The organism is Clavibacter sp. B3I6 (genome assembly GCF_030816895.1).
In the GTDB taxonomy this organism is placed as follows: Bacteria; Actinomycetota; Actinomycetes; order Actinomycetales; family Microbacteriaceae; genus Clavibacter.
The window spans coordinates 2,392,287-2,412,113 of sequence record NZ_JAUSYL010000001.1; the positions used below are offsets into that span (position 1 = coordinate 2,392,287).

The 19,827-nt window shown below is 73.6% G+C and carries 19 protein-coding genes and 4 tRNA genes; 19 read left to right on the forward strand and 4 right to left on the reverse strand.

Translation table 11 applies throughout. The annotated features are described in order from the left end of the window. Positions 1-204 precede the first annotated feature (204 nt). The 5 genes from ubiE (at position 205) to QFZ62_RS11605 (ending at position 4,929) form a co-directional block, all read left to right on the forward strand. Positions 205-939, forward strand: a complete 735-nt coding sequence (ubiE, locus tag QFZ62_RS11585; RefSeq protein ID WP_307507789.1) for a bifunctional demethylmenaquinone methyltransferase/2-methoxy-6-polyprenyl-1,4-benzoquinol methylase UbiE — start codon at positions 205-207, stop codon at positions 937-939. 35 nt (positions 940-974) lie between these two features. Next, positions 975-2,048 carry a polyprenyl synthetase family protein gene (locus QFZ62_RS11590; RefSeq protein WP_307505822.1) on the forward strand — a complete coding sequence of 358 codons (1,074 nt, stop codon included), beginning with the start codon at positions 975-977 and terminating at the stop codon, positions 2,046-2,048. 90 nt (positions 2,049-2,138) lie between these two features. Continuing rightward, positions 2,139-3,509, forward strand: coding sequence for an FAD-dependent oxidoreductase (locus tag QFZ62_RS11595; protein ID WP_307505824.1), 1,371 nt, complete (start codon positions 2,139-2,141; stop codon positions 3,507-3,509). Between the two features lie 124 nt (positions 3,510-3,633). After that, positions 3,634-4,317: a prepilin peptidase gene (locus QFZ62_RS11600; protein WP_307505827.1), complete on the forward strand. Its 684-nt coding sequence runs from the start codon at positions 3,634-3,636 to the stop codon at positions 4,315-4,317. Positions 4,318-4,440: 123 nt separating this feature from the next. Beyond that, positions 4,441-4,929 carry a MarR family winged helix-turn-helix transcriptional regulator gene (locus QFZ62_RS11605; RefSeq protein ID WP_307505831.1) on the forward strand — a complete coding sequence of 163 codons (489 nt, stop codon included), beginning with the start codon at positions 4,441-4,443 and terminating at the stop codon, positions 4,927-4,929. A gap of 66 nt (positions 4,930-4,995) precedes the next feature. Here QFZ62_RS11605 and cls read toward each other — a convergent pair whose 3' ends face one another. Next, positions 4,996-6,465, reverse strand: a complete 1,470-nt coding sequence (cls, locus tag QFZ62_RS11610) for a cardiolipin synthase (RefSeq protein ID WP_307505834.1) — start codon at positions 6,463-6,465, stop codon at positions 4,996-4,998. 90 nt (positions 6,466-6,555) lie between these two features. Then, positions 6,556-7,044 (reverse strand): YajQ family cyclic di-GMP-binding protein, encoded by a 489-nt coding sequence (locus QFZ62_RS11615; protein ID WP_307505837.1) that lies wholly within the window; start codon positions 7,042-7,044, stop codon positions 6,556-6,558. A gap of 174 nt (positions 7,045-7,218) precedes the next feature. Here QFZ62_RS11615 and QFZ62_RS11620 point away from each other — a divergent pair. The 5 genes from QFZ62_RS11620 (at position 7,219) to QFZ62_RS11640 (ending at position 11,554) form a co-directional block, all read left to right on the forward strand. Further along, positions 7,219-7,300: transfer RNA gene (locus tag QFZ62_RS11620), tRNA-Tyr, on the forward strand. Between the two features lie 112 nt (positions 7,301-7,412). Next, a complete protein-coding gene (locus QFZ62_RS11625; RefSeq protein ID WP_307505839.1) occupies positions 7,413-8,399 on the forward strand; it encodes an aldo/keto reductase in 987 nt (328 codons plus the stop codon). An 81-nt stretch (positions 8,400-8,480) separates the two neighbouring features. Continuing rightward, positions 8,481-9,227, forward strand: a complete 747-nt coding sequence (locus QFZ62_RS11630; protein ID WP_307505842.1) for a YoaK family protein — start codon at positions 8,481-8,483, stop codon at positions 9,225-9,227. A 56-nt stretch (positions 9,228-9,283) separates the two neighbouring features. Further along, positions 9,284-10,093 (forward strand): inositol monophosphatase family protein, encoded by an 810-nt coding sequence (locus QFZ62_RS11635; RefSeq protein WP_307505844.1) that lies wholly within the window; start codon positions 9,284-9,286, stop codon positions 10,091-10,093. A 225-nt stretch (positions 10,094-10,318) separates the two neighbouring features. After that, on the forward strand, positions 10,319-11,554 hold the full coding sequence (locus QFZ62_RS11640; protein ID WP_307505847.1) for a M23 family metallopeptidase: 1,236 nt from the start codon (positions 10,319-10,321) through the stop codon (positions 11,552-11,554). A gap of 72 nt (positions 11,555-11,626) precedes the next feature. Here QFZ62_RS11640 and QFZ62_RS11645 read toward each other — a convergent pair whose 3' ends face one another. Further along, the gene (locus QFZ62_RS11645; RefSeq protein ID WP_307505850.1) at positions 11,627-13,366 is read right to left on the reverse strand and encodes a glycoside hydrolase family 13 protein; all 1,740 of its coding nucleotides are present in this window, start codon (positions 13,364-13,366) and stop codon (positions 11,627-11,629) included. 157 nt (positions 13,367-13,523) lie between these two features. Between QFZ62_RS11645 and QFZ62_RS11650 the strand changes: the two genes are divergently transcribed. The 7 genes from QFZ62_RS11650 (at position 13,524) to QFZ62_RS11680 (ending at position 17,799) form a co-directional block, all read left to right on the forward strand. Continuing rightward, complete coding sequence (locus QFZ62_RS11650) at positions 13,524-14,462, forward strand: aldo/keto reductase (RefSeq protein WP_307505853.1); 939 nt, start codon at positions 13,524-13,526, stop codon at positions 14,460-14,462. Positions 14,463-14,572: 110 nt separating this feature from the next. Beyond that, positions 14,573-14,644: transfer RNA gene (locus QFZ62_RS11655), tRNA-Thr, on the forward strand. 41 nt (positions 14,645-14,685) lie between these two features. Next, positions 14,686-14,759: transfer RNA gene (locus QFZ62_RS11660), tRNA-Met, on the forward strand. Positions 14,760-14,981: 222 nt separating this feature from the next. Then, on the forward strand, positions 14,982-15,170 hold the full coding sequence (locus QFZ62_RS11665; RefSeq protein ID WP_307505856.1) for a hypothetical protein: 189 nt from the start codon (positions 14,982-14,984) through the stop codon (positions 15,168-15,170). A gap of 586 nt (positions 15,171-15,756) precedes the next feature. Then, complete coding sequence (locus tag QFZ62_RS11670) at positions 15,757-16,206, forward strand: MaoC family dehydratase N-terminal domain-containing protein (protein WP_307505859.1); 450 nt, start codon at positions 15,757-15,759, stop codon at positions 16,204-16,206. Beyond that, positions 16,203-16,637, forward strand: coding sequence for a MaoC/PaaZ C-terminal domain-containing protein (locus QFZ62_RS11675; protein ID WP_307505862.1), 435 nt, complete (start codon positions 16,203-16,205; stop codon positions 16,635-16,637). The genes QFZ62_RS11670 and QFZ62_RS11675 overlap by 4 nt, the downstream gene beginning before the upstream one ends. Before the next feature lie 7 nt (positions 16,638-16,644). Further along, positions 16,645-17,799 (forward strand): UDP-N-acetylmuramate dehydrogenase, encoded by a 1,155-nt coding sequence (locus tag QFZ62_RS11680; RefSeq protein WP_307505864.1) that lies wholly within the window; start codon positions 16,645-16,647, stop codon positions 17,797-17,799. A gap of 30 nt (positions 17,800-17,829) precedes the next feature. On the opposite strand, the gene QFZ62_RS11685 is transcribed toward QFZ62_RS11680, so the two are convergent. Beyond that, a complete protein-coding gene (locus QFZ62_RS11685; protein ID WP_307505866.1) occupies positions 17,830-19,047 on the reverse strand; it encodes a pyridoxal phosphate-dependent aminotransferase in 1,218 nt (405 codons plus the stop codon). Positions 19,048-19,237: 190 nt separating this feature from the next. Between QFZ62_RS11685 and QFZ62_RS11690 the strand changes: the two genes are divergently transcribed. Both QFZ62_RS11690 and secE read left to right on the forward strand, forming a co-directional pair. Next, positions 19,238-19,310 (forward strand) — tRNA-Trp (locus QFZ62_RS11690). A gap of 86 nt (positions 19,311-19,396) precedes the next feature. Next, the gene (secE, locus tag QFZ62_RS11695; protein ID WP_307505869.1) at positions 19,397-19,669 is read left to right on the forward strand and encodes a preprotein translocase subunit SecE; all 273 of its coding nucleotides are present in this window, start codon (positions 19,397-19,399) and stop codon (positions 19,667-19,669) included. The last annotated feature ends 158 nt before the right edge of the window (positions 19,670-19,827 follow it).

Consider the following 19,827-nt stretch of genomic DNA (forward strand, 5'->3'; position numbering starts at 1 on the left):
TACCGCCGGGGATCCGGGCCTCCCGGGGACGCCCGACGCGCCGCCGCCCTCCCGCCCGACGCACCGTCGAGGGGCCCGCCGACGGCCCCCGGGCCACCCGCGGGCCGTGCGCGACCGCCGTCCGCCCCCGTCCTCTGATCGGCCCCTGGGCATCCGGCCGCCGCCCATCGCGTGCCCAGCGCGCCCGAATAGACTGGGTGCGTGATGCGAGCAGACCTCAGCAAGAAGCCCGGCCAGGTGTCGGCCATGTTCGACGAGGTCTCGAGCGCCTACGACCGCACGAACGCCCTCCTCTCGGTCGGCAACGACCAGCTGTGGCGCATCGCGACCACGCGGGCCGTCGCGCCCGTCGCGGGCGAGCGGATCCTCGACCTCGCGGCCGGCACGGGCACCTCGAGCGCCGCGCTCGCCGCCTCCGGCGCCCACGTCGTCGCCGCCGACTTCTCCGAGGGCATGCTCGAGGTCGGCCGCCGCCGGCACGCCGGGAACGACCGCATCGAGTTCGTGCACGCCGACGCCACCGACCTCCCCTTCGACGACGACGCGTTCGACGCCGTCACCATCTCCTTCGGCCTCCGCAACGTGGTCGAGCCGCGGAAGGGACTCGACGAGCTCCTCCGCGTGCTCAAGCCCGGCGGCCGCATCGTCATCTGCGAGTTCAGCACGCCGCCCGCGCCCCTCGTGCGCCGCGGCTACGACCTCTACATGCGCACGGTCGCGCCGGCGCTCACCAAGCTCGTGAGCTCCAACGCCAGCGCCTACGAGTACCTCAACGAGTCGATCCAGGCCTGGCCCGACCAGGAGACGCTGAGCTCCTGGCTCCGCGCCGCCGGGTTCGCGTCGGTCGAGCACCGCGACCTCACCGCGGGGATCGTGGCGCTGCACCGCGGCGTCAAGCCCGCCGGCCGTCACGCCGCTCCCCGTCCCGCCGCGTCCTGACCGCGCCTGAACCTCCACAGACAAGGACGCCGATCATGAGTCCGAGCCTCCCGCTCGCCCGGCGCGGCACCTCCGTCGCCGCCCACGCGAGCATCACCGAGCGCCTCTTCGCGTCCTCCGACGACCGCCGTATGGCCCGCAGCATCGACGACGGCCTGGCCCTCGTCGAGGAGCAGCTCCTCCGCGAGGTGCGCTTCGCGGACGACGTGGCCGACGTCACCACGCGCTACCTGCTCGACGCGGGCGGCAAGCGCGTGCGCCCGATGCTCGCGCTCCTCATCGCGCAGCTCGGTGAGGGGAACACGCAGCAGGTCGTGGACGCGGCGGTCGCCATCGAGATCACGCACCTCGCGTCGCTGTACCACGACGACGTCATGGACGAGGCGGACATGCGCCGCGGCGTCCCGAGCGCGCAGGCCGTGTGGGGCAACTCCGTCGCCATCCTCGCGGGCGACCTCCTCTTCGCGCGCGCCAGCAGGATTGTCGCGGACCTCGGTCCCCGCGCCATCCGCCTGCAGGCCGCCACGTTCGAGCGCCTCGTGCTCGGGCAGCTGCACGAGACCATCGGCCCGCGCGACGACCAGGATCCCATCGAGCACTACCTCGACGTCCTCGCCGACAAGACCGGGTCCCTCATCGCCTGCGCGGCGCAGATGGGCGTCATCTACTCCGGCGCGGACCCCGAGCTCGAGTCCGCCGTGCTGGCGTTCGGCGAGCGCACGGGCGTCGCGTTCCAGCTCGTGGACGACGTGCTCGACCTCGCCGACCAGCCCGAGGAGACCGGCAAGCTCGCCGGCACCGACCTCCGCGCCGGCGTCTCGACGCTGCCGCTCCTCTACCTGACCCGGCTCGCCGCCACCGACCAGGGCGCGGCGACGCTGCTCGCGCGCATCCAGCGGGACGTGGAGCACGAGGAGACGCCGGAGTCCGAGGCCGACCTCACCGCCGCCATCGCCGAGCTCCGCGACCACGAGGTCACGGCGCGCACCATCGCGGAGGCCCACCGCTGGGCCGCCGAGGCGGTCGAGGCCCTGGCCCCCCTCCCGGAGGGGCCGGTCAAGAAGGCGCTCACGCGCTTCGCCGACACCATCGTCGAGCGCACGCGCTAGCTGCCGCTCGTCCCCGCCGGCTCTCGCGGGGATCCGCACCACCACGTCCCCACGGCCGGAACGGGGACGACGACGAACAGAAGGACACCAGTGACCAAGCTCAGGCTGGCCATCGTGGGCGCAGGGCCCGCGGGCATCTACGCGGCCGACATCATCCTGAAGGCCGAGAAGCAGTTCGACGTCTCCATCGACCTCTTCGAGCGCCTCCCCGCGCCGTACGGCCTCGTCCGCTACGGCGTCGCGCCCGACCACCCCCGCATCAAGGGCATCATCGGCGCGCTCCGCGACGTGCTCGACCGCGGCGACATCCGCATCTTCGGCAACGTCGACTACGGCCGCGACATCACCCTCGAGGACCTGCAGCGGCACTACAACGCCGTCATCTTCTCCACGGGCGCGATCCGCGACGCCGAGCTCGACATCCCGGGCATCGACCTGCCGGGCTCCTACGGCGCGGCCGACTTCGTCAACTGGTTCGACGGCCACCCCGACTTCCCGCGCGACTGGCCGCTCGACGCCCGCGAGGTCGCCGTCATCGGCAACGGCAACGTGGCGCTCGACGTGGCGCGCATGCTCTCCAAGCACGCGGACGACCTGCTGCCCACCGAGATCCCGGACAACGTCTACGCGGGCCTCAAGCGCTCGCCCGTCACGGACGTGCACGTCTTCGGCCGCCGCGGTCCCGCGCAGGTCAAGTTCACGCCCCTGGAGCTCCGCGAGCTCGGCGAGGTGCCCGACGTCGACGTCGTCGTGTACGACGAGGACTTCGGCGTGGATCCCGCCGCCGAGGAGGCCGCGAAGACCAACAAGCAGGTCATGGTCATCAGCCGCGTGCTCGAGAAGTGGCGCACGCGCGAGGCCGGCACCGCGTCCCGCCGCCTCCACCTGCACTTCTACTCGCGCCCCGCGGAGGTGCTCGCGTACGACACTGCCGAGCCGCGCGTCGCCGGCCTCCGCATCGAGCGCACGCGTCCCGACGGCCACGGCGGCGTCGAGGGCACGGGCGAGTTCCGTGACGTGCCCGTGCAGGCGATCTACCGCGCGGTCGGCTACTTCGGCTCGCCCGTCGACGGCATCCCGTTCGACGAGCGCCGCGGCGTGATCCCCAACCACGAGGGCCAGGTGCTCGACATGGACAACACGCGCATCCCCGGCGTCTACGCCACGGGCTGGATCAAGCGCGGCCCCATCGGCCTCATCGGGCACACCAAGTCCGACGCCATGGAGACCGTCTCGCACGTGCTCAACGACCAGGGCGACTGGTGGACGCCGGAGGCGCCCGAGGAGCAGGCGATCGTCGACCTGCTCGCCTCGCGCGGCATCGAGTTCACCGACCTCTCCGGCTGGCACGCGCTCGACCAGCACGAGATCGCGCTCGGCGCCCCGCACGGCCGCGCCCGCATCAAGGTGGTCGAGCGCGACGAGATGCTCACGGCGTCGCGCGCGCGGCAGTCCGTCTGATCCGTCCCTCCTGATCGGCGCCGACGGGCGTCCGCGGTCCTCCCGCGGGCGCCCGTCTCGTCGTCCGTCCCCAGGTCGCGGCGGCCCGGGCCGGCCGTCGCGGCCGAGCGCCTAGGGTCGCCGCGTGATCCCCGCCGCCCCGCCCCTCCTCGTCGCCGCGGCGGGTCTCGCGGGCTCCGCCCTGGGAGCCGCGTCCCCGGCCCTCGCCCGCGTCGCCCTCGCCGGCGGACGCCGTGCGGACGGCCTCGACGCGCGGCCGCTCGGCCCGCTCCCCGGGCTCGGCGCGACCGCGGCCGTCGTCGCCGCGCTCGTCACGGGCGTCCTCGCGGCGCTCGTCGTCACCGAGGCCCCGCCCGCGCACCTCGCACCCGCCCTGGTGCTGGTGGCCGTGGGCCCGGTCCTCGTCCTCGCCGACCTCGCCGCGCACCGGCTGCCCGACCGGGCGACGGCCCCCGCGGCCCTCGCGGCCGCCGCCCTCGCCCTGGCCGTCGGCGGATCGGGCCTCCTGCTGCAGGCGGTCGCGTGCGGGGTGGCCGCCGTCCTCGTCCTCGCGCTGCTGCAGGCCGCGACGGGCGGCGGCCTCGGCACCGGCGACGTGAAGCTCGCCGGCGTCGTGGGCCTGGTGCTCGGGCAGATCGGGGCCGCCGAGGTCGCGCTGGGACTCGCGGTGGGCGCGCTGCTCGGCGGCGTCGCGGCGACCGTCCTGCTGGTCGGCGGTCCGGCGCGGGCCACGACGGCCGTCCCCTTCGGGCCCTGGATCGTGCTCGGCGCGCTCGCGGTGGCGTCGTTCCCCACTACGCTCGCGTGAGCGTGCGGACGACCCCGGCCGATGGTTGCCTGTGCGTACCTCTCCTCATGCTCCGACAGGCGTACGGTGGAGGAAGTGTCCAAGACCCCGGCATCGACGTACTGACGAGCCAGAGGAGAAGACATGGCACAGAGATCCCACGCACTGCTGCACGACGAGACCGGAGTGCTCCTGGCGGCCGCCTCGCGCGCGGTGGTCTCGCTCTACCGGCCGCTGCTGCAGCCGCTCAACCTGACGCATCCGCAGTACCTCGTGCTGCTGGCGCTCGACGAGGAGGAGCCGCAGGCGGTGGTCGGCCTCGCCGAGAAGCTCCACCTGACCCCCGGCACCCTCTCGCCGCTGCTGAAGCGCCTCGAGGTGTTCGGCTACGTGACGCGCTTCCGCGACACCACCGACGAGCGCCGCCTCTCGGTCGGCCTCACCGAGGCGGGTCGCGACATGCTCCCCCTCATCTGGCAGGTCGGCGACCAGGTCCGCCGCGACATCGCGGTCGACCCGGCTGACGAGGCGGGCGACACGCAGCTCCACGCGCTCCTGCAGGCGGTGCTCGACCGGGCCGTCGCGCACGAGCAGGCGGATCCGCGGGGCGACCGGTCCGCGTCCGACGCCTGACCGGGTGCCCGACCCGGCGCCCAGCCGGAGGACGGCTGACCCCCGCGGGTCGGCCGCATCCCGCGGCTACTGCACGCCCGAGGTGAGCCGCGCCAGGTTGTCGAGGACGGTGCTGAACCGCGTGCGGCGGCTCCACTCCTCGAGCGTGAGCTCGCGGCTGCGGGCCCGGTAGCCGTCCTCGATCCGGCGCATCTCGCGCACGAAGCCCGGGCCGCGCACCATCAGCGAGACCTCCATGTTGAGGCTGAACGACCGCATGTCCATGTTGCTCGACCCGATGACGGCCACGTCGTCGTCGATCGTGAAGTGCTTGCTGTGCAGGATGTAGGGCGCGCGGTACATCCAGATCCGCACGCCCGCCTTCAGCAGCTCCTCGTAGTAGGAGCGCTGCGCGTGGTACACGACGGGCTGGTCGCCGATCTCGCTCACGAACAGCTCCACCGACAGCCCGCGCTGCACGGCCGTGGTGATGGCGTACCGCATCGAGTCGTCCGGCACGAAGTACGGCGACGTGATGACGATGCGCTCCTGCGCGTAGTAGAGCAGCGCGTTGAACAGGCGCAGGTTGTTCTCGCCCGGGAACCCGGGTCCGGAGGGCACGACCTGGCAGTCGAGCTCCTCGTCGTCCTCCGTCGCCGCGATCTCGATCGGCTCCGTCTCGCGCACGAGCAGCTGGTCGGTCTCCGCGTACCAGTCGGTGATGAAGATCGCGTTGAGGCCGCTGACGATGGGGCCCTCGAGCCGGGTCATGAGGTCCTGCCACTTGAGGCCGCGCTTGCGGTTGACGACCTTGTTGTAGCTCCGATGCACCATGTTCTGCGAGCCCATGAAGCCCACGCGCCCGTCGACCACGAGCACCTTGCGGTGGTTGCGGAGGTCCGGCCGCTGGTACCGTCCGCGCAGGGGCTGCACGGGGAGCATGAGCTGCCAGTCCGCACCGATCGCCGTGAGCTTCCGCGTCGTGCGCCGGTAGCCGGGCGCGCGCAGCGAGGCGATGTGGTCGAGGAGCACGCGCACGGTCACGCCGCGCTGCACGGCGCGCTCGAGCGCGTCGAAGAACGGCGCGCTCGTCACGTCCCAGGCGAGGATGTAGAACTCGACGTGCACGTAGCGCGTCGCCCTCTCGACCTCCGCGGTCATGGCCGCGATGGACTCCTCGTAGTGGCTGTAGAGCTTCGCCCGGTTGCCGCCGACCAGCGGCATGGCGCCGAGCGTGCGGTTGAGCTCCACGACGGAGTCGAGCCAGCCGGGCCAGGAGTGCTCGCGCGTGACGCGCTCGATGCCCTCGGTCGACTCGATGATGAACCGGTTGATCTCCTGCTGCTTCTCCCGGCGCCGCTTCGGCAGCCGGGTCGAGCCGATGAGCAGGAACAGGAGGATGCCGAGGTACGGCAGGAAGAAGATCGCCATGAGCCACGCCATGGCGGTGGACGGCCGGCGGTTCCGCGGGATGACCAGCAGGGCCGTGATGCGCACGATGAAGTCGACGACGACCAGCAGCCCCGCGAGGACGAGGGTGGTCATCGAGGGATCCATCAGCCGGAGTCTATCCGGCGGCCCGCGCGCGCCGGCGGGGCGGGGCACCCGCGGGACACGCGCCGGGACGCGGCCGCGCGGGCCCCGGGATCAGCGGAAGTTGACGAACTGCAGGTCGAGGTCGACGTCCGCGCCCTTGAGCAGCGCGATGGTCTGCTGCAGGTCGTCCCGGCTCTTGCTCGAGACGCGGAGCTCGTCGCCCTCGACGCGGCTCTTGATGCTCTTGGGGCCCTCGTCGCGGATGATCTTGCCGAGCTTCTTCGCGTTCGCCTGGTCGATGCCCTGCTTGAGGGTGACCTCGATGCGGTACTCCTTGCCGGAGGCGAACGGCTCGCCCTCGTCGAGGCTCTTGAGGCCGATGCCGCGCTTGATCATCTTCGACTGCAGCACGTCGAGGATCGCCTTCACGCGCTCCTCGCTCGAGGCCTTCATGAGGATGGTGTCGCCGCTCCACTCGATGGAGGCGCCCACGTTCTTGAAGTCGTAGCGCTGCTCCACCTCCTTCTGGGTCTGGTGGACGGCGTTGTCCGCCTCCATGCGGTCGACCTTGCTGACGACGTCGAACGAGGAATCTGCCATGCCGACCATGTTAAGGGACGGCGGCGGGGGCCCGGTCGGCGGGCGGCGGCCGGTCGGCGGCCGGTCGGCGGCCGGGCCGGCGGGGCGGCGGCCGGGCGATTTCGGTTCGCGGGCCGGCGACCGCTATCATCGACGAGCGTCTCCGGTCCGTGATCACACAGGTCGGGTGCGCATGGCGAGTTACCCTAGCGGCCAAAGGGATCTGACTGTAAATCAGACGGCTCAGCCTTCGGGGGTTCGAATCCCTCACTCGCCACCGAACGGAACGGCCCCGCAGTCGCGGGGCCGTTCGTCTGCCCCGACGCGTCCGTCGGGGCCCATCCGCGCCGGCACCGTCGCCCGCGCGCCCGACGACCTGGATCCCATCGATGTTCCCCGCCGCCCCCGGCCCCCGCACGCGCGCCCTCGGCACCTCCGGCGTCGTCGTGTCCACCCTCGGCCTCGGCACGAGCGGCTTCGGCTGGACCGCCGACCGCGACGAGTCCTGGGCGATCCTCGACGCCTACCGCGAGGGCGGCGGCACCTTCGTGGACACGGCGTCGTCCTACTCGCAGTGGGTGCCCGGCCACGCCGGCGGCGAGTCCGAGGCGATCATCGGCGGCTGGCTGGCCGCGCGCGGCTGCCGGGACGACGTGGTGGTCGGCACCAAGGTCGGCAAGAGCCGGGACGCCCCGGGCACCTCGGCCGACTCCATCCGCCGCGGCGTCGACGCGTCGCTCCGCCGTCTCGGCATCGCGCACGTCGACATCGTGCACGCGCACCTCGACGACACCCGCACGCCGCTCGAGGAGACCGTCGCGGCGCTCTCCGACCTGGTGACGCAGGGCAAGGCCCGGCTCGTCGGCGTCTCCGGCTTCACCCCCGAGCGGATCGAGCAGGCGCTCGCGCTGGCGCACGGGGCCGGCGACGTGCCCGTGGGGGTGGTGCAGGAGGAGTACAGCCTGCTGGCGCGCGAGCGGACCGAGGGACGGCTGCAGGCGGTCGTGCGGCAGGAGGGCGTCGGCCTCGTCGCGCACAGCGTGCTCGCCAAGGGCTTCCTCACCGGCAAGTACCTGCCGGGCGCGCCCGCCGTGCCGTCGGCCCGGGCGCTCGACGCGGAGCAGTACATGACGCCCGGCGGGCACGCCACGGTGCGGGCCGCCGAGGAGGTCGCGCGGATGCGCGGCGTCACGGTCGCCGAGGTCGCGATCGCGTGGGTGCTCGGGCGGCCGGGGATCGCGAGCGCGCTGGTCGGCGCGCGCACGGCCCGGCAGATCCGGCAGCTGATGCCCGCCGCGCAGCTCGTGCTCGACGACGACGAGGTCTCCCGGCTCGCCTCCGCCGCGGCCCGCGCGACGCGCGACGAGAGCGCCTGACCCGCGCCCTCCCTCCCCTCCTCCGCGCGTCGCCCGCCGTATCCTGGGGCGACCGCCGCCCGACCCGCGAGGAGATCGCCCGTGTCCCGTCCCTGGCCCGAGGGCTCCTACATCGCCGCCCTGCTCGTGATGACCACCGCGACCGGAGCCATCGACGGCGTCAGCTACCTCGCCCTCGACCGCGTCTTCACCGGCAACATGACCGGCAACGTGCTCTTCATCGGCTTCGGCCTCGTGGGCGTCGCCGACATCCCCGTGCTCAACAACCTCGTGGCGCTCCTCGCCTTCATGCTGGGCGCGGTCGTCGCGTCCCGCATCACGCGCCGTGCGCCCACCGACGTGCACCTCCCGCGCTCCTCCGTCTGGATCCTCGTCGCGGGCACCGCGCTCACTCTCGCGCTCGCCGTCATCTGGCTCGCGGTGGGCGCGCTCGAGACCGGTGTGATGATCGCCATCACGGGCGTCCTCGCGCTGCTGCTCGGCGCGCAGGCGGCCGCCGTGAAGAGCATCGGCCTGCGCGACCTCTCCACCGTGGTCGTCACCATGACGATGGTGAACCTCTCCTCGGACAGCCGGGTCGCCGGCGGCTCGGGCGCGGCCTGGGCGCGGCGCGTCGGCGCGATCGTCTGCATGGGGCTCGGCGCCCTGGTGGCGGCGCTCATCACCACGCACGTCGGGGGCGCCTGGGCGCTCCTCGCGGCGGGCGGGCTGATGGTGCTCGGCGTGGCGCTGCTGTGGAACGCGCGGCGCGTGGAGCGCCGGCGCCTCCGCGAGGGCGCCGCGGCGGTCGAGGCGGTCGACGAGCGCTCGGGCGTCGCGCCGGCCTGATCCCCGATCCCCTGCACGGTCGGAGGCCGGACCGGCGCCTCTGGCAGGGTGGGAGCATGACCTCCCCCGGTGACACCGCGCTCCTGACCATCGCCCGCGACATCGCCACCCGCGCCGGGGAGCTCGCGCTCCGCCGCCGCCGGGAGGGCGTCGAGGTCGCGGCGTCGAAGTCGAGCCCCGAGGACATCGTCACGCACACGGACCGCGAGACCGAGGACCTGATCCGGCAGGCGCTCCAGGACGTGCGGCCGGACGACGGGTTCCTGGGCGAGGAGTCCGAGGGCACGTCCGGCACCTCCGGCCTCACCTGGGTCGTCGACCCCATCGACGGCACCGTCAACTTCCTCTACGGCATCCCCGCGTGGGCCGTGAGCATCGCCGTCGTCGAGGGCGAGGCGGATCCGCTCACCTGGACGGCGCGCGCCGGCTGCGTCGTGAACCCGACGCGGGGCGAGGTGTACACGGCGACCGCAGGCGGCGGATCCGCGCTCGACGGCCGACCGCTCGCCGTCAACGCCGGCGTGCCGCTGTCCCTCGCGCTCGTCGGCACGGGCTTCTCCTACGGCGCCGAGAAGCGGATGCAGCAGGGCCGCGTCATCACCGACCTGCTCGGCGAGGTGCGCGACATCCGCCGCATCGGCGCCGCGTCGCTCGACCTCTGCGACGTGGCGGCGGGCCGCACGGACGCGTACTTCGAGCGCGGGCTGAAGCCGTGGGACCACGCGGCGGGCGCCCTCATCGCGACGGAGGCCGGGGCGCGCGTGACCGGGATCGGCGGCGGGCCGGCCTCGGCGGACCTCCTGATCGCGGCGGATCCCGAGCTCGCACGTGCCCTCGAGGAGCGGCTGGAGCGCCCGCGCGCATAGCCCCTCGAGGCCCCTCCGCGCATCCCCCGGGTGGCGCGAAAGCCGTCCTCCGGTTAGCCTTTACCGATCCGTTACATCACGGCCGGGCTCGGACCGGCCGCCCGCGCACGCCCCGACCCCCGTCGGCCGGCACGCGCAGCCCCCTGTCCCTCGCGCTAGGAGCTCCACGATCCTGTCCGTCGCCCACGCCTCGCGTGCCCCCCAGTCCTCCGTCCGGCGGCCCTCGTGCTGACCCCCGACGAGACCGCAGGGGCCGTGTACCCGACGCGACGCGAGCGACGCGAGGCCGAGCGCCGCGCGACTGAGGCGGCGTCGGGCGGATCCGCGCCCGAGGAGCGCGCGTCCGCGCCGTCGACGCCCGCTGCGGCGGACGTCGACCAGCCGGCGGACGTCGACCAGGCCGCGGAGGCGCCCGCCGAGGCAGCCCCTGCCGCACCGGCCGCACCCGCGCGCGTCGTGACGGTCGCCGTCGAGGCCCCCGCCGTCCCCACCACGCACCTCCCGGCCGCCGCCGAGACCGCCGTCGTCCCCGACGCCGTCCCGCTCTCGACGCGCGCCCGCCGCCTCCGCACCGCGACGGCCGCCGCCGCCCCCGAGGCGCGCCGCTCCTCCTTCGTGCACGCGAAGCGCGCCAGCGTCCCCGCGGCCGCCCCGCACGTCCGGGTCCGCGGGCGCCGCGTCCCCGTCTCCGCCCGGCCGTCCCTCGGGACCCCGAAGCCCGAGGCGGCCGCCGGCCGTCGCCGCGCGACCGCGTCCCGCGGCCTCACGCTGCTGACGATGGCCTTCGTCGCCACGGTCACCATCGCCACCTCGCTGCCGTCGTCCGCGTTCCTCACGGGCCAGGACATCGCGCAGGCGAACGTCGTCACGGACGCGCCGGCCACCTCGATCCCCAGCCAGAGCATCGCGCTCTCCGCGGCGCCCGACGCCCGCATGGTCGGCGGCACCGACGACGCGTTCACGGCCACGACGCCGCAGCAGATCATGCTCGCCCAGACGTCGAAGGGCGCAGGCGCGTTCACGAACGACATCAACGGCACGATCCAGTGGCCCTTCGCCGCCGGCGTGCCCATCAGCGGCGTCTTCGGCAAGCGCATCGCGCCCTGCTCCAACGGCTGCTCGAGCAACCACCAGGGCGTCGACTTCGCCCCCGGCATGGGCGCGCCCATCCAGTCGATCGCCGACGGCGTCGTGCGCGAGTCCGTGAACAGCGACACCGGGCTCGGCGTGCACCTCGTCATCGACCACGTGATCGACGGGCAGCTCGTCACGAGCGTCTACGGTCACATGCTGCCGGGCTCCATGCGCGTGAAGGCGGGCGATCCCGTCAAGGTCGGCCAGCAGATCGGCCAGGTCGGCAACACGGGCGCGTCCACCGGCCCGCACCTCCACCTCGAGATCCGCCTCGCGGACGGCACCGCGGTGGATCCCTTCGCCTGGCTCCACGAGCACGCGAACTGACGCTCCCGCGCCCCGCACGACGACGCCCCCTCCGCCCGCAGGCGGAGGGGGCGTCGTCGTGACGGCCGCGGCTCAGTCGCGGATCATCCACACGGTCGTGTCCGCGGGCACGGCGTCGCCGTCGAGGGCGCGGCTCGCGAGCAGCACGCGGCCCTCGGGCAGCGGCACGGACGCGGCGCCGAGGTTCGCGATGACCGTCACGCCCGCGCTCTCGAACGACAGGACGTCGTCGCCCTCGGCCGTGATCCACGCGAGCTCGCCGAGCGCGAGGCCGTGCTCACGGCGGAGCAGCAGCGCCTCCGTGTACAGCGACAGGGTCGACGCGGGATCCGCCGCCTCGGTGTCGCGCGCGAAGCGGTCCCAGTCGTCGGGCTGGGGCAGCCAGCTGGCGTCGCCCGTGCTGAAGCCGTAGGACGGCGTGCCGGCCTCCCACGGGATCGGCACGCGGCAGCCGTCGCGCCCGTAGCGCTCGCCCGCGGTGCGGTGGAAGGTCGGGTCCTGGCGGGCCTCGTCCGGCAGGCGGACGTCCTCGGGCAGCCCGAGCTCCTCGCCCTGGTAGACGTACGCGCTGCCGGGGAGCGCCAGCATGAGCGCGCTGGCGGCGCGGGCGCGGCGGAGGCCGAGCACCTCGTCCACCGTCACGGTCGACCTCGGCCCGATGCCGACGCCCTGCGGGTTCTCGCCCGAGAGCGCGAGCCGGCTGGCATGGCGCACCACGTCGTGGTTGGAGAGCACCCACGTGCTGGGCGCGCCGACCGAGGTGAAGGTCGCGAGCGACGCGTCGATCGTCCGGCGGAGCGCCTGCGCGTCCCACGGCGTCTCGAGGTAGCTGAAGTTGAAGGCCTGGTGCATCTCGTCCGGGCGCACCCAGTCGGCGAGCTTCGCGAGCGGCTCGACCCACGCCTCGGCGACCATCGCGCGATCCCCGTCGTAGGAGTCGAAGATCTCGCGCCACTCGCGGTAGATCTCGTGCACGCCCTCCTGGGCGAAGTACGGCGGCGGCGGGGCGGGCTCGTCGTCCACGCCGCCGGCGCCGCCCATGCTGCCCTGGCCCTCGGGGGGCGTGTAGTCGGGGAGGCCGGGCGCCTTGACCATGCCGTGCGCCACGTCCACGCGGAAGCCGTCGACGCCGCGGTCGAGCCAGAAGCGGAGGATCTCGCGGAAGCGCTCGCGCACCCACGGGTTCGTCCAGTCGAGGTCGGGCTGCGACGAGTCGAAGAGGTGCAGGTACCACTGGCCGGGCGTGCCGTCGGGCTCGGTGAGGCGCGACCAGGCCGACCCGCCGAAGATCGACTCCCAGTTGTTCGGGGGCAGCTCGCCGTCGGCGCCCTTCCCGTCGCGGAACATGTAGCGCGCGCGCTCCTCGCTGCCGGCCGGGGCGGCGATGGCCTCCTGGAACCAGCGGTGGGCGGAGGAGGTGTGGTTGGGGACGATGTCGACGATGACGCGCAGGTCGAGCTCGTGCGCGCGCCGCTGCAGGCGGTCGAAGTCGTCGAGGGTGCCGAACAGCGGATCCACCTCGCAGTAGTCCGCGACGTCGTAGCCCGCGTCGTTCTGCGGCGAGAGGAAGAAGGGGGAGAGCCAGACCGCGTCGACCCCGAGCTCGCGGAGCGCGGGGAGTCGCTCGGTGATGCCGGGGAGATCGCCGATGCCGTCGCCGTCCGAGTCCGCGAACGAGCGGGGGTAGATCTGGTAGATCACGGCGGTGCGCCACCACTCGGATCCGGTGCCGTGCGCGTCGTCGCCGTCGGGGCGGGTCAGGATGTCGTCCCGGGCAGCCGGGGCGGGGGCTGTGGGGGATGCCGGAGTCATGCGTCGAGCCTAGGCGACCGGTCCTCGGGCATCCGGCGGGCGCCGACCCTTGCCAAGCCGCCCCGGCACGTGGCAGGAGGAATAGGCGGGCGTCCGCTGCGGCTTGACCCTGGGGGCGGCCGCGACCGCCGCCATCACCGGACGAAGGAGATCAGCCATGTCGAATCCCGCACGCGTGCCCCTCGGATCCAGCGGCCTGGAGGTGCTGCCCCTGTCCTTCGGCGGCAACGTCTTCGGCTGGACCGCCGACGAGGCCACCTCGTTCCAGCTGCTCGACGCGTACACCGCGGCCGGCGGCAACTTCATCGACACCGCCGACGTCTACTCGGCGTGGAAGCCCGGCAACTCCGGCGGCGAGTCCGAGGAGATCATCGGCCGCTGGCTCGCCTCGCGCGGCCGCCCGGACGACCTCGTGATCGCCACCAAGGTGGGGTCGCTCGAGTCGGCGAAGGGCACGTCCCGCGACAGCGTCCGCCGCGGCGTCGAGGCCAGCCTCCGCCGCCTGGGCGTCGACGCCATCGACCTCTACTACGCGCACATCGACGACGAGGCGACCCCGATCGAGGAGACGGTCACCGCGCTCGCCGAGCTCGTGGCCGAGGGCAAGGTCCGCGCGATCGGCGCCTCGAACTTCACGGCCGAGCGCCTGCAGGCCGCGCTCGACGTCTCTGCCCGCGAGGGCATCGCCCGCTTCGAGGTGCTCCAGAACCGCTACAACCTCGTCGCTCGCGACGCCTACGAGGGCGAGCTGGCCGACCTCCTGATCCGCGAGGGCATCGCCTCCGCGCCGTACTCGAGCCTCGCCAGCGGCTTCCTCACCGGCAAGTACCGCGGCGGCGACGTCGACAGCCCGCGCGCCGGCACCGCGTCCGCCTACTACGACGACCACGGCCGCGCCCTCCTCGAGGTGCTCGACCGCGTCGCCGAGGCGCACGGCGTCTCCGTCACGACGGTCTCCCTGGCCTGGCTCCGGGCGCAGCCGTCGGTGACCGCGCCCATCGCGAGCGCGCGCGACCTCACGCAGCTGCCCGACCTCCTCGCCTCCGTCGAGCTCGAGCTGACGGCCGACGAGATCCGGGACCTCTCCGCGGTCTGATCCGGGCCGCGCCCCGCGTGCCCCGGTCCGGGGCCGTCCCGCGTCTCGTGGGCGGTCCCGGACCTGCTATCGTCGTAGGGTTCCAGCGCGTCTCCGACGCGCCTGAGCACGCCCCCATAGCTCATTGGTAGAGCACTTCCTTGGTAAGGAAGAGGTAGTGAGTTCAATCCTCACTGGGGGCTCGATCCCTCGGGGTCCGGCCGCGGTCGGCGACGAGGGTCATGGCGGGGTAGCTCAGGTGGTTAGAGCACACGGCTCATAATCGTGGTGTCGCGGGTTCAAGTCCCGCTCCCGCTACGGAAGCGCGGATCCCTCGAGGGTCCGTCCTCCTCGATAGGCCCCGGACACCTCTCGCCAGGTTCCGGGGCCTTTCCTCTCCCCGCCTGCGGCTGCGCCGGCCGTGACTCGCCGGCCGTGACTCCCCGGCCGTGACCTGCGCCGGCCCGTGTCGCCGCCGTCCCGTGCGCCCCCGCGGCGCGCGGCCTTCCGGTGCGCGCGCGTGCGGCGTAGCCTCCGGGCATGACCCACCACGAATCCGCCGACCACCCCGACCACGCCACGGGCGCCGACCACGACGACGTGCTCTACAAGACCCAGGGCAACCCGGTCCCCGACGCGCACGACGAGGAGCGCCGCGAGGCGCCCGCCGGCGGCGACTACACCGCCAGCGAGTCCGAGGAGGAGAAGGACGCCCGCGAGGGCGCCTGATCCCGCACCGCGCCTCGAGCGCACGAGGGCCGTCGCGACGCGATCGCGGCGGCCCTCCCGCGTCCCCGGACGGTGCCGGTCGGGCTCCCGCGGAGGCGACACGCCGGGCCCGCACGCCTCGCCGGATCCATCGCGCAGCCCGGATCCGCATGACGGCGCGGAAGGCCCCACGACACGCCGAAACACTAGATGTAGTGGAATGACAGGTCTGTAGTTCGGGTTATATAGTGGAGAACCTCACCGCCCCACAGGGTGGCCGAGCACCCCGGATCACCGCCACGGCGGAGATCCGGAGGCCACGGAGCGAAGAGCACCGAGACCTGAGGAGCCGCACCGGCGGCTCCCGACACGACACAACGGGAGGCACCCATGGACTACGACAACAACGACACCGTCGGCGGCTACGCGATCCCCGTCGACCCCATGGAGCTCCTGCAGTGCGACTCCTGCCAGTAGGCAGCTGACGCCGCGGAAGCAGCATCGCGAACCCGGGCCCCGGTCCCCACGAGAAGTGGGGCCGGGGCTCTCGCGTGCCCGGGGCACCCGCCCGCGGGGCTCCCGCGGGCCCGCCGCGTAGGATCGTCCGGTGCCAGTGAATCCAGAGATCCAGGGTCGCGTGCTCCCCGCCGCCGTCCCGTACCTGGTGGGACGCGAGAAGGTGCGCGAGTTCGCCCGCGCCGTCGGCGCCACCCACCCCGTCCACCTCGATCCCGAGGCCGCGCGCGCCGCGGGCCACGCCGACGTGGTCGCGCCGAGCACCTTCCCCGTGGTCGTGCAGGAGGCGGCGCTCGCGCAGCTCCTCGCCGAGCCCGACGCGGGCATCGACTTCAGCCGGGTGGTCCACGGCGAGCAGTCCTTCGCGTACTCGCGTCCCGTCGTCGCGGGCGACGAGCTCACCGCCACGCTCACCGTCACCAAGGTCGCGTCGCTCGGTGGCAACGCCATGGTGACCGCCGCGTCCGCGATGGTGGACGCCTCGGGCGCCCACGTGGTCACGGCCGTCTCCACCATCGTGGTCCGCGGGGACGACGCGTGAGCGCCGCGGCCGTGCCCGTGCTCGCCGACCTCGCCGTGGGCGACGTCGTGGCGGAGCGCTCCATCCACCTCACGCGCGACTCCCTGGTCCGCTATGCGGGCGCCTCGGGCGACTTCAACCCCATCCACTACCGCGACGACGTGGCCGCGTCGGTCGGCCTGCCGGGCGTCCTCGCCCACGGCATGCTCACCATGGGCCAGGCCGTGCAGCCCGTGGCCGACTGGGCGGGCGACCCCTCCCGCATCCTCTCCTACGGCGTGCGCTTCACGCGGCCCGTGGTCGTGGATCCCGCGGACGGCCAGGAGCTGGCGGTCGTCGCCAAGGTCGGCGCCATCGACGCCGAGGCGGGCACCGCCCGCATCGACATCGCCGTGTCCGTCGACGGGAAGACCGTGCTGGGCCGCGCGCAGGCGCTGGTCCGGCTGGCGTAGGCCCGTCGTGACGATCGAGACCCACCGCGACGCCCCGCTCGCCGACCTCACGACGCTGCGCGTCGGCGGCCCGGCCGAGGAGCTCGTGACCGTGAGCGAGCGCGACGAGCTCGTCGACACGCTGCTCGGCCTCTGGACCGTGGGCGAGGACTGGCACGTCATCGGCGGCGGGTCCAACTCCCTCATCTCCGACGAGGGCGTGCCCGGCACGGTGATCCGCATCGCCACCCGCGGCGTCGAGGTCGGCGAGGAGCGCGCCGACGGCACCGTCCCCGTGCGCGTGCAGGCCGGAGAGCCGTGGGACGCGCTCGTCGCGCGCACCGTGGCGGACGGCCTCGCGGGGCTGGAGGCGCTCTCGGGCATCCCCGGATCCACCGGCGCCTCGCCCGTGCAGAACATCGGCGCGTACGGCCAGGAGGTGGCCGACGTCCTCGAGGGCGTGGAGTTCCTGGACTACGAGACCGGCCGGGTCGAGCGCCTGAGCGCCGCGGACCTCGGCCTCGGCTACCGCACGTCGTCGCTCAAGCGCGGCCGCGTGGGCGTCGTGCTCACGGTGGACTTCGCGCTGACCCGCGGCGAGGGAGCCGACGCGCTGGGGCTCCCGGTCGCGTACCCGCAGCTCGCGGGGGCCCTCGGCGTGGAGCTCGGCGACCGCGTCCCCGTCGCCCGCGTGCGCGAGACCGTGCTCGCCCTCCGCGCCTCCAAGGGCATGGTGCTCGACGACGCGGATCCCGACACCTGGAGCGCGGGCTCCTTCTTCACCAACCCCATCGTCAGCGCCGCCTTCGCGCGCACGCTGCCGGCCGATGCCCCGCGCTGGCCGCAGGAGGAGCCGCCCGAGGACCTCGTCGTGCCGCTCGGCGACCAGTGGGAGGTGGCCGAGGCCATCGAGCGCGAGGCCGCCGCGCGCCGCCGCCGCGAGCCCGCGGCCGTGAAGCTCAGCGCCGCGTGGCTCATCGAGCACTCGGGCGTGCACCGCGGGTTCCGGCTGCCGGGATCCGGCGCGGCCATCTCCTCGAAGCACACGCTCGCGCTCACCAACCGCGGCACCGCCACCGCCGAGGACGTCGCTGCCCTCGCGCGCTACGTGCAGGGCCGGGTCATGGGCGAGCACGGCGTGATCCTGCAGCCCGAGCCCGTGCTGGTCGGCCTCTCCCTCTAGGGAAGGGCCGACCCGCGGGACGGGCGGCGATCAGGCGAGCAGGTCGCGGATCCGGCGCACGCCCTCGAGCAGCGCCTCGTCGCCGAGCGCGTAGCTGAAGCGCAGGAAGCCGCTCGGGCCGAACGCCTCGCCGGGCACCGCGGCGACCTCGGCCTTCTCCAGCAGGACGTCGGCCACCTCCAGGGACGTCGTGGGCGTCACGCCGTCGATGTCGCGGCCGAAGAGCCCCGTGACGTCGGGGTAGACGTAGAACGCGCCCTGCGGCGTCGGCGTGACGAAGCCGGGGATGGCATCGAGCTCGGCGACGATCGTGCGGCGGCGGCGGTCGAAGGCCTCGCGCATCCGGTCGACGGTGTCGCGTGGTCCGCGGAGGGCGGCGATGGCCGCGCGCTGCGAGACGTTGGAGACGTTCGAGGACAGGTGCGACTGGAGGTTGCCCGCGGCCTTGATGGCGTCGGCCGGGCCTACCATCCACCCGACACGCCAGCCGGTCATGGCGTACGTCTTGGCGACGCCGTTGACGAGGATCGTCCGGTCGGCCAGCGCCGGCACGACGTCGACGATGCTCGCCGCCTCGGCGCCGTCGTAGACGAGGTCCTGGTAGATCTCGTCGCTGATGACCCAGAGGCCCTTCGCGTCCGCCCACTCGCCGATCTCGCGGGTCTGCTCCCGCGAGTACACGGCGCCCGTGGGGTTGGAGGGGGAGACGAACAGCAGCACCTTGGTGCGCGGGGTCCACGCGGCCTCGAGCTGCTCGACCGTGACGAGGTAGCCCTGTTCGGCGCCCGCGAAGACGTCGACGGCGACGCCGCCCGCGAGGCGGATGGCCTCCGGGTACGTGGTCCAGTAGGGCGTGGGCACGAGGACCTCGTCGCCCTGGTCGAGCAGGGTCTGGAACGCCTGGTAGACGGCCTGCTTGCCGCCGTTGGTGACGATGATCCGGTCGATGCCCACGTCGAGGCCCGACGACGTGCGCGTCTTCTCCGCGATCGCCTCGCGGAGGTCGGGGAGCCCGGCCGCCGCCGTGTACCGGTGGTTGCGGGGATCGCGCGCGGCCTCGACCGCGGCCTCGACCACGTAGTCGGGAGTCGGGAAGTCGGGCTCGCCGGCCGCGAAGCTGATGACGGGGCGCCCGGCGGCCTGCAGGGCCTTGGCTTTGCCGTCGACCTTGAGGGTCGCGGACTCGGCGATGGATCCGATGCGGGTGGAGACGCGGCTGAGGGGGACGGTGCTCTGCGGTTCGGCCATGCCCCGAGCATAGGGATCCGCGCCGGGCTCCACGCGGATGCCGACGGCCGTCGGATGCGCGGCCCGACCGGGCGGGCGCGGATGCTGGTACACTCATCCGGGTCGGTATCTCCGCCATGCTCTTCCGCGCCTTCTTCCGTCCGTGCTCGCACGGTGGGGAAGCGCAGGGGGCAGGCGGATGTCGACGCAGAGGGTGGTGGCTCAATTGGTAGAGCAGCGGTCTCCAAAACCGCAGGTTGCAGGTTCGAGTCCTGTCCGCCCTGCTAGATGATCCGCGTCCACGGACGCGGCCCATCGCGGCTCGCCCGAACTCCGGGAGGCGCCGAGCAATGCAGGAAGGGACCCACGCGTGGCGCGGAAGATCGTCGACGAGCCCAGCGAGGAGATCGTCGCGCAGGCTCGCGAGCAGCGGGACGCGCGACGCAACCCCTTCGCCCGGCTGGTGCTCTTCATCAAGCAGGTCGTGCAGGAGCTCAAGAAGGTGGTCACCCCCACCCGCAAGGAGCTGCTCACGTTCACGGGAGTCGTCCTGGCCTTCGTCGTCGTCATGATGGTGATCGTCTCGCTCCTCGACCAGCTGTTCGGGTACCTGGCCATCGTGGTGTTCGGCAACGGCGCTTAGCACCAGGGCCTCCACCGGAGGCGGCACGGGCCGGACGGCGGGCTGCGCACGGGATCCGAGGATCGCGGGCGCCGCGGAGCACGGACGGCCGGAGCGCGGCGGATCCCTCCGGGTCCGCGTCCACGCGATACGGCGCCCGGAGCAGCACGGCACGCACA

Excerpts from the sequence above, each read along its gene's own strand:
- QFZ62_RS11665 (WP_307505856.1), top strand. The coding sequence starts at position 14,982 with ATGACCCACCACGAATCCGCCGACCACCCCGACCACGCCACGGGCGCC.
- QFZ62_RS11645 (WP_307505850.1), bottom strand. The coding sequence starts at position 13,366 with ATGACTCCGGCATCCCCCACAGCCCCCGCCCCGGCTGCCCGGGACGAC.
- QFZ62_RS11685 (WP_307505866.1), bottom strand. The coding sequence starts at position 19,047 with ATGGCCGAACCGCAGAGCACCGTCCCCCTCAGCCGCGTCTCCACCCGC.
- QFZ62_RS11625 (WP_307505839.1), top strand. The coding sequence starts at position 7,413 with ATGTTCCCCGCCGCCCCCGGCCCCCGCACGCGCGCCCTCGGCACCTCC.
- QFZ62_RS11605 (WP_307505831.1), top strand. The coding sequence starts at position 4,441 with ATGGCACAGAGATCCCACGCACTGCTGCACGACGAGACCGGAGTGCTC.
- QFZ62_RS11650 (WP_307505853.1), top strand. The coding sequence starts at position 13,524 with ATGTCGAATCCCGCACGCGTGCCCCTCGGATCCAGCGGCCTGGAGGTG.
- QFZ62_RS11590 (WP_307505822.1), top strand. The coding sequence starts at position 975 with ATGAGTCCGAGCCTCCCGCTCGCCCGGCGCGGCACCTCCGTCGCCGCC.
- QFZ62_RS11635 (WP_307505844.1), top strand. The coding sequence starts at position 9,284 with ATGACCTCCCCCGGTGACACCGCGCTCCTGACCATCGCCCGCGACATC.
- cls (WP_307505834.1), bottom strand. The coding sequence starts at position 6,465 with ATGGATCCCTCGATGACCACCCTCGTCCTCGCGGGGCTGCTGGTCGTC.
- QFZ62_RS11615 (WP_307505837.1), bottom strand. The coding sequence starts at position 7,044 with ATGGCAGATTCCTCGTTCGACGTCGTCAGCAAGGTCGACCGCATGGAG.
- ubiE (WP_307507789.1), top strand. The coding sequence starts at position 205 with ATGCGAGCAGACCTCAGCAAGAAGCCCGGCCAGGTGTCGGCCATGTTC.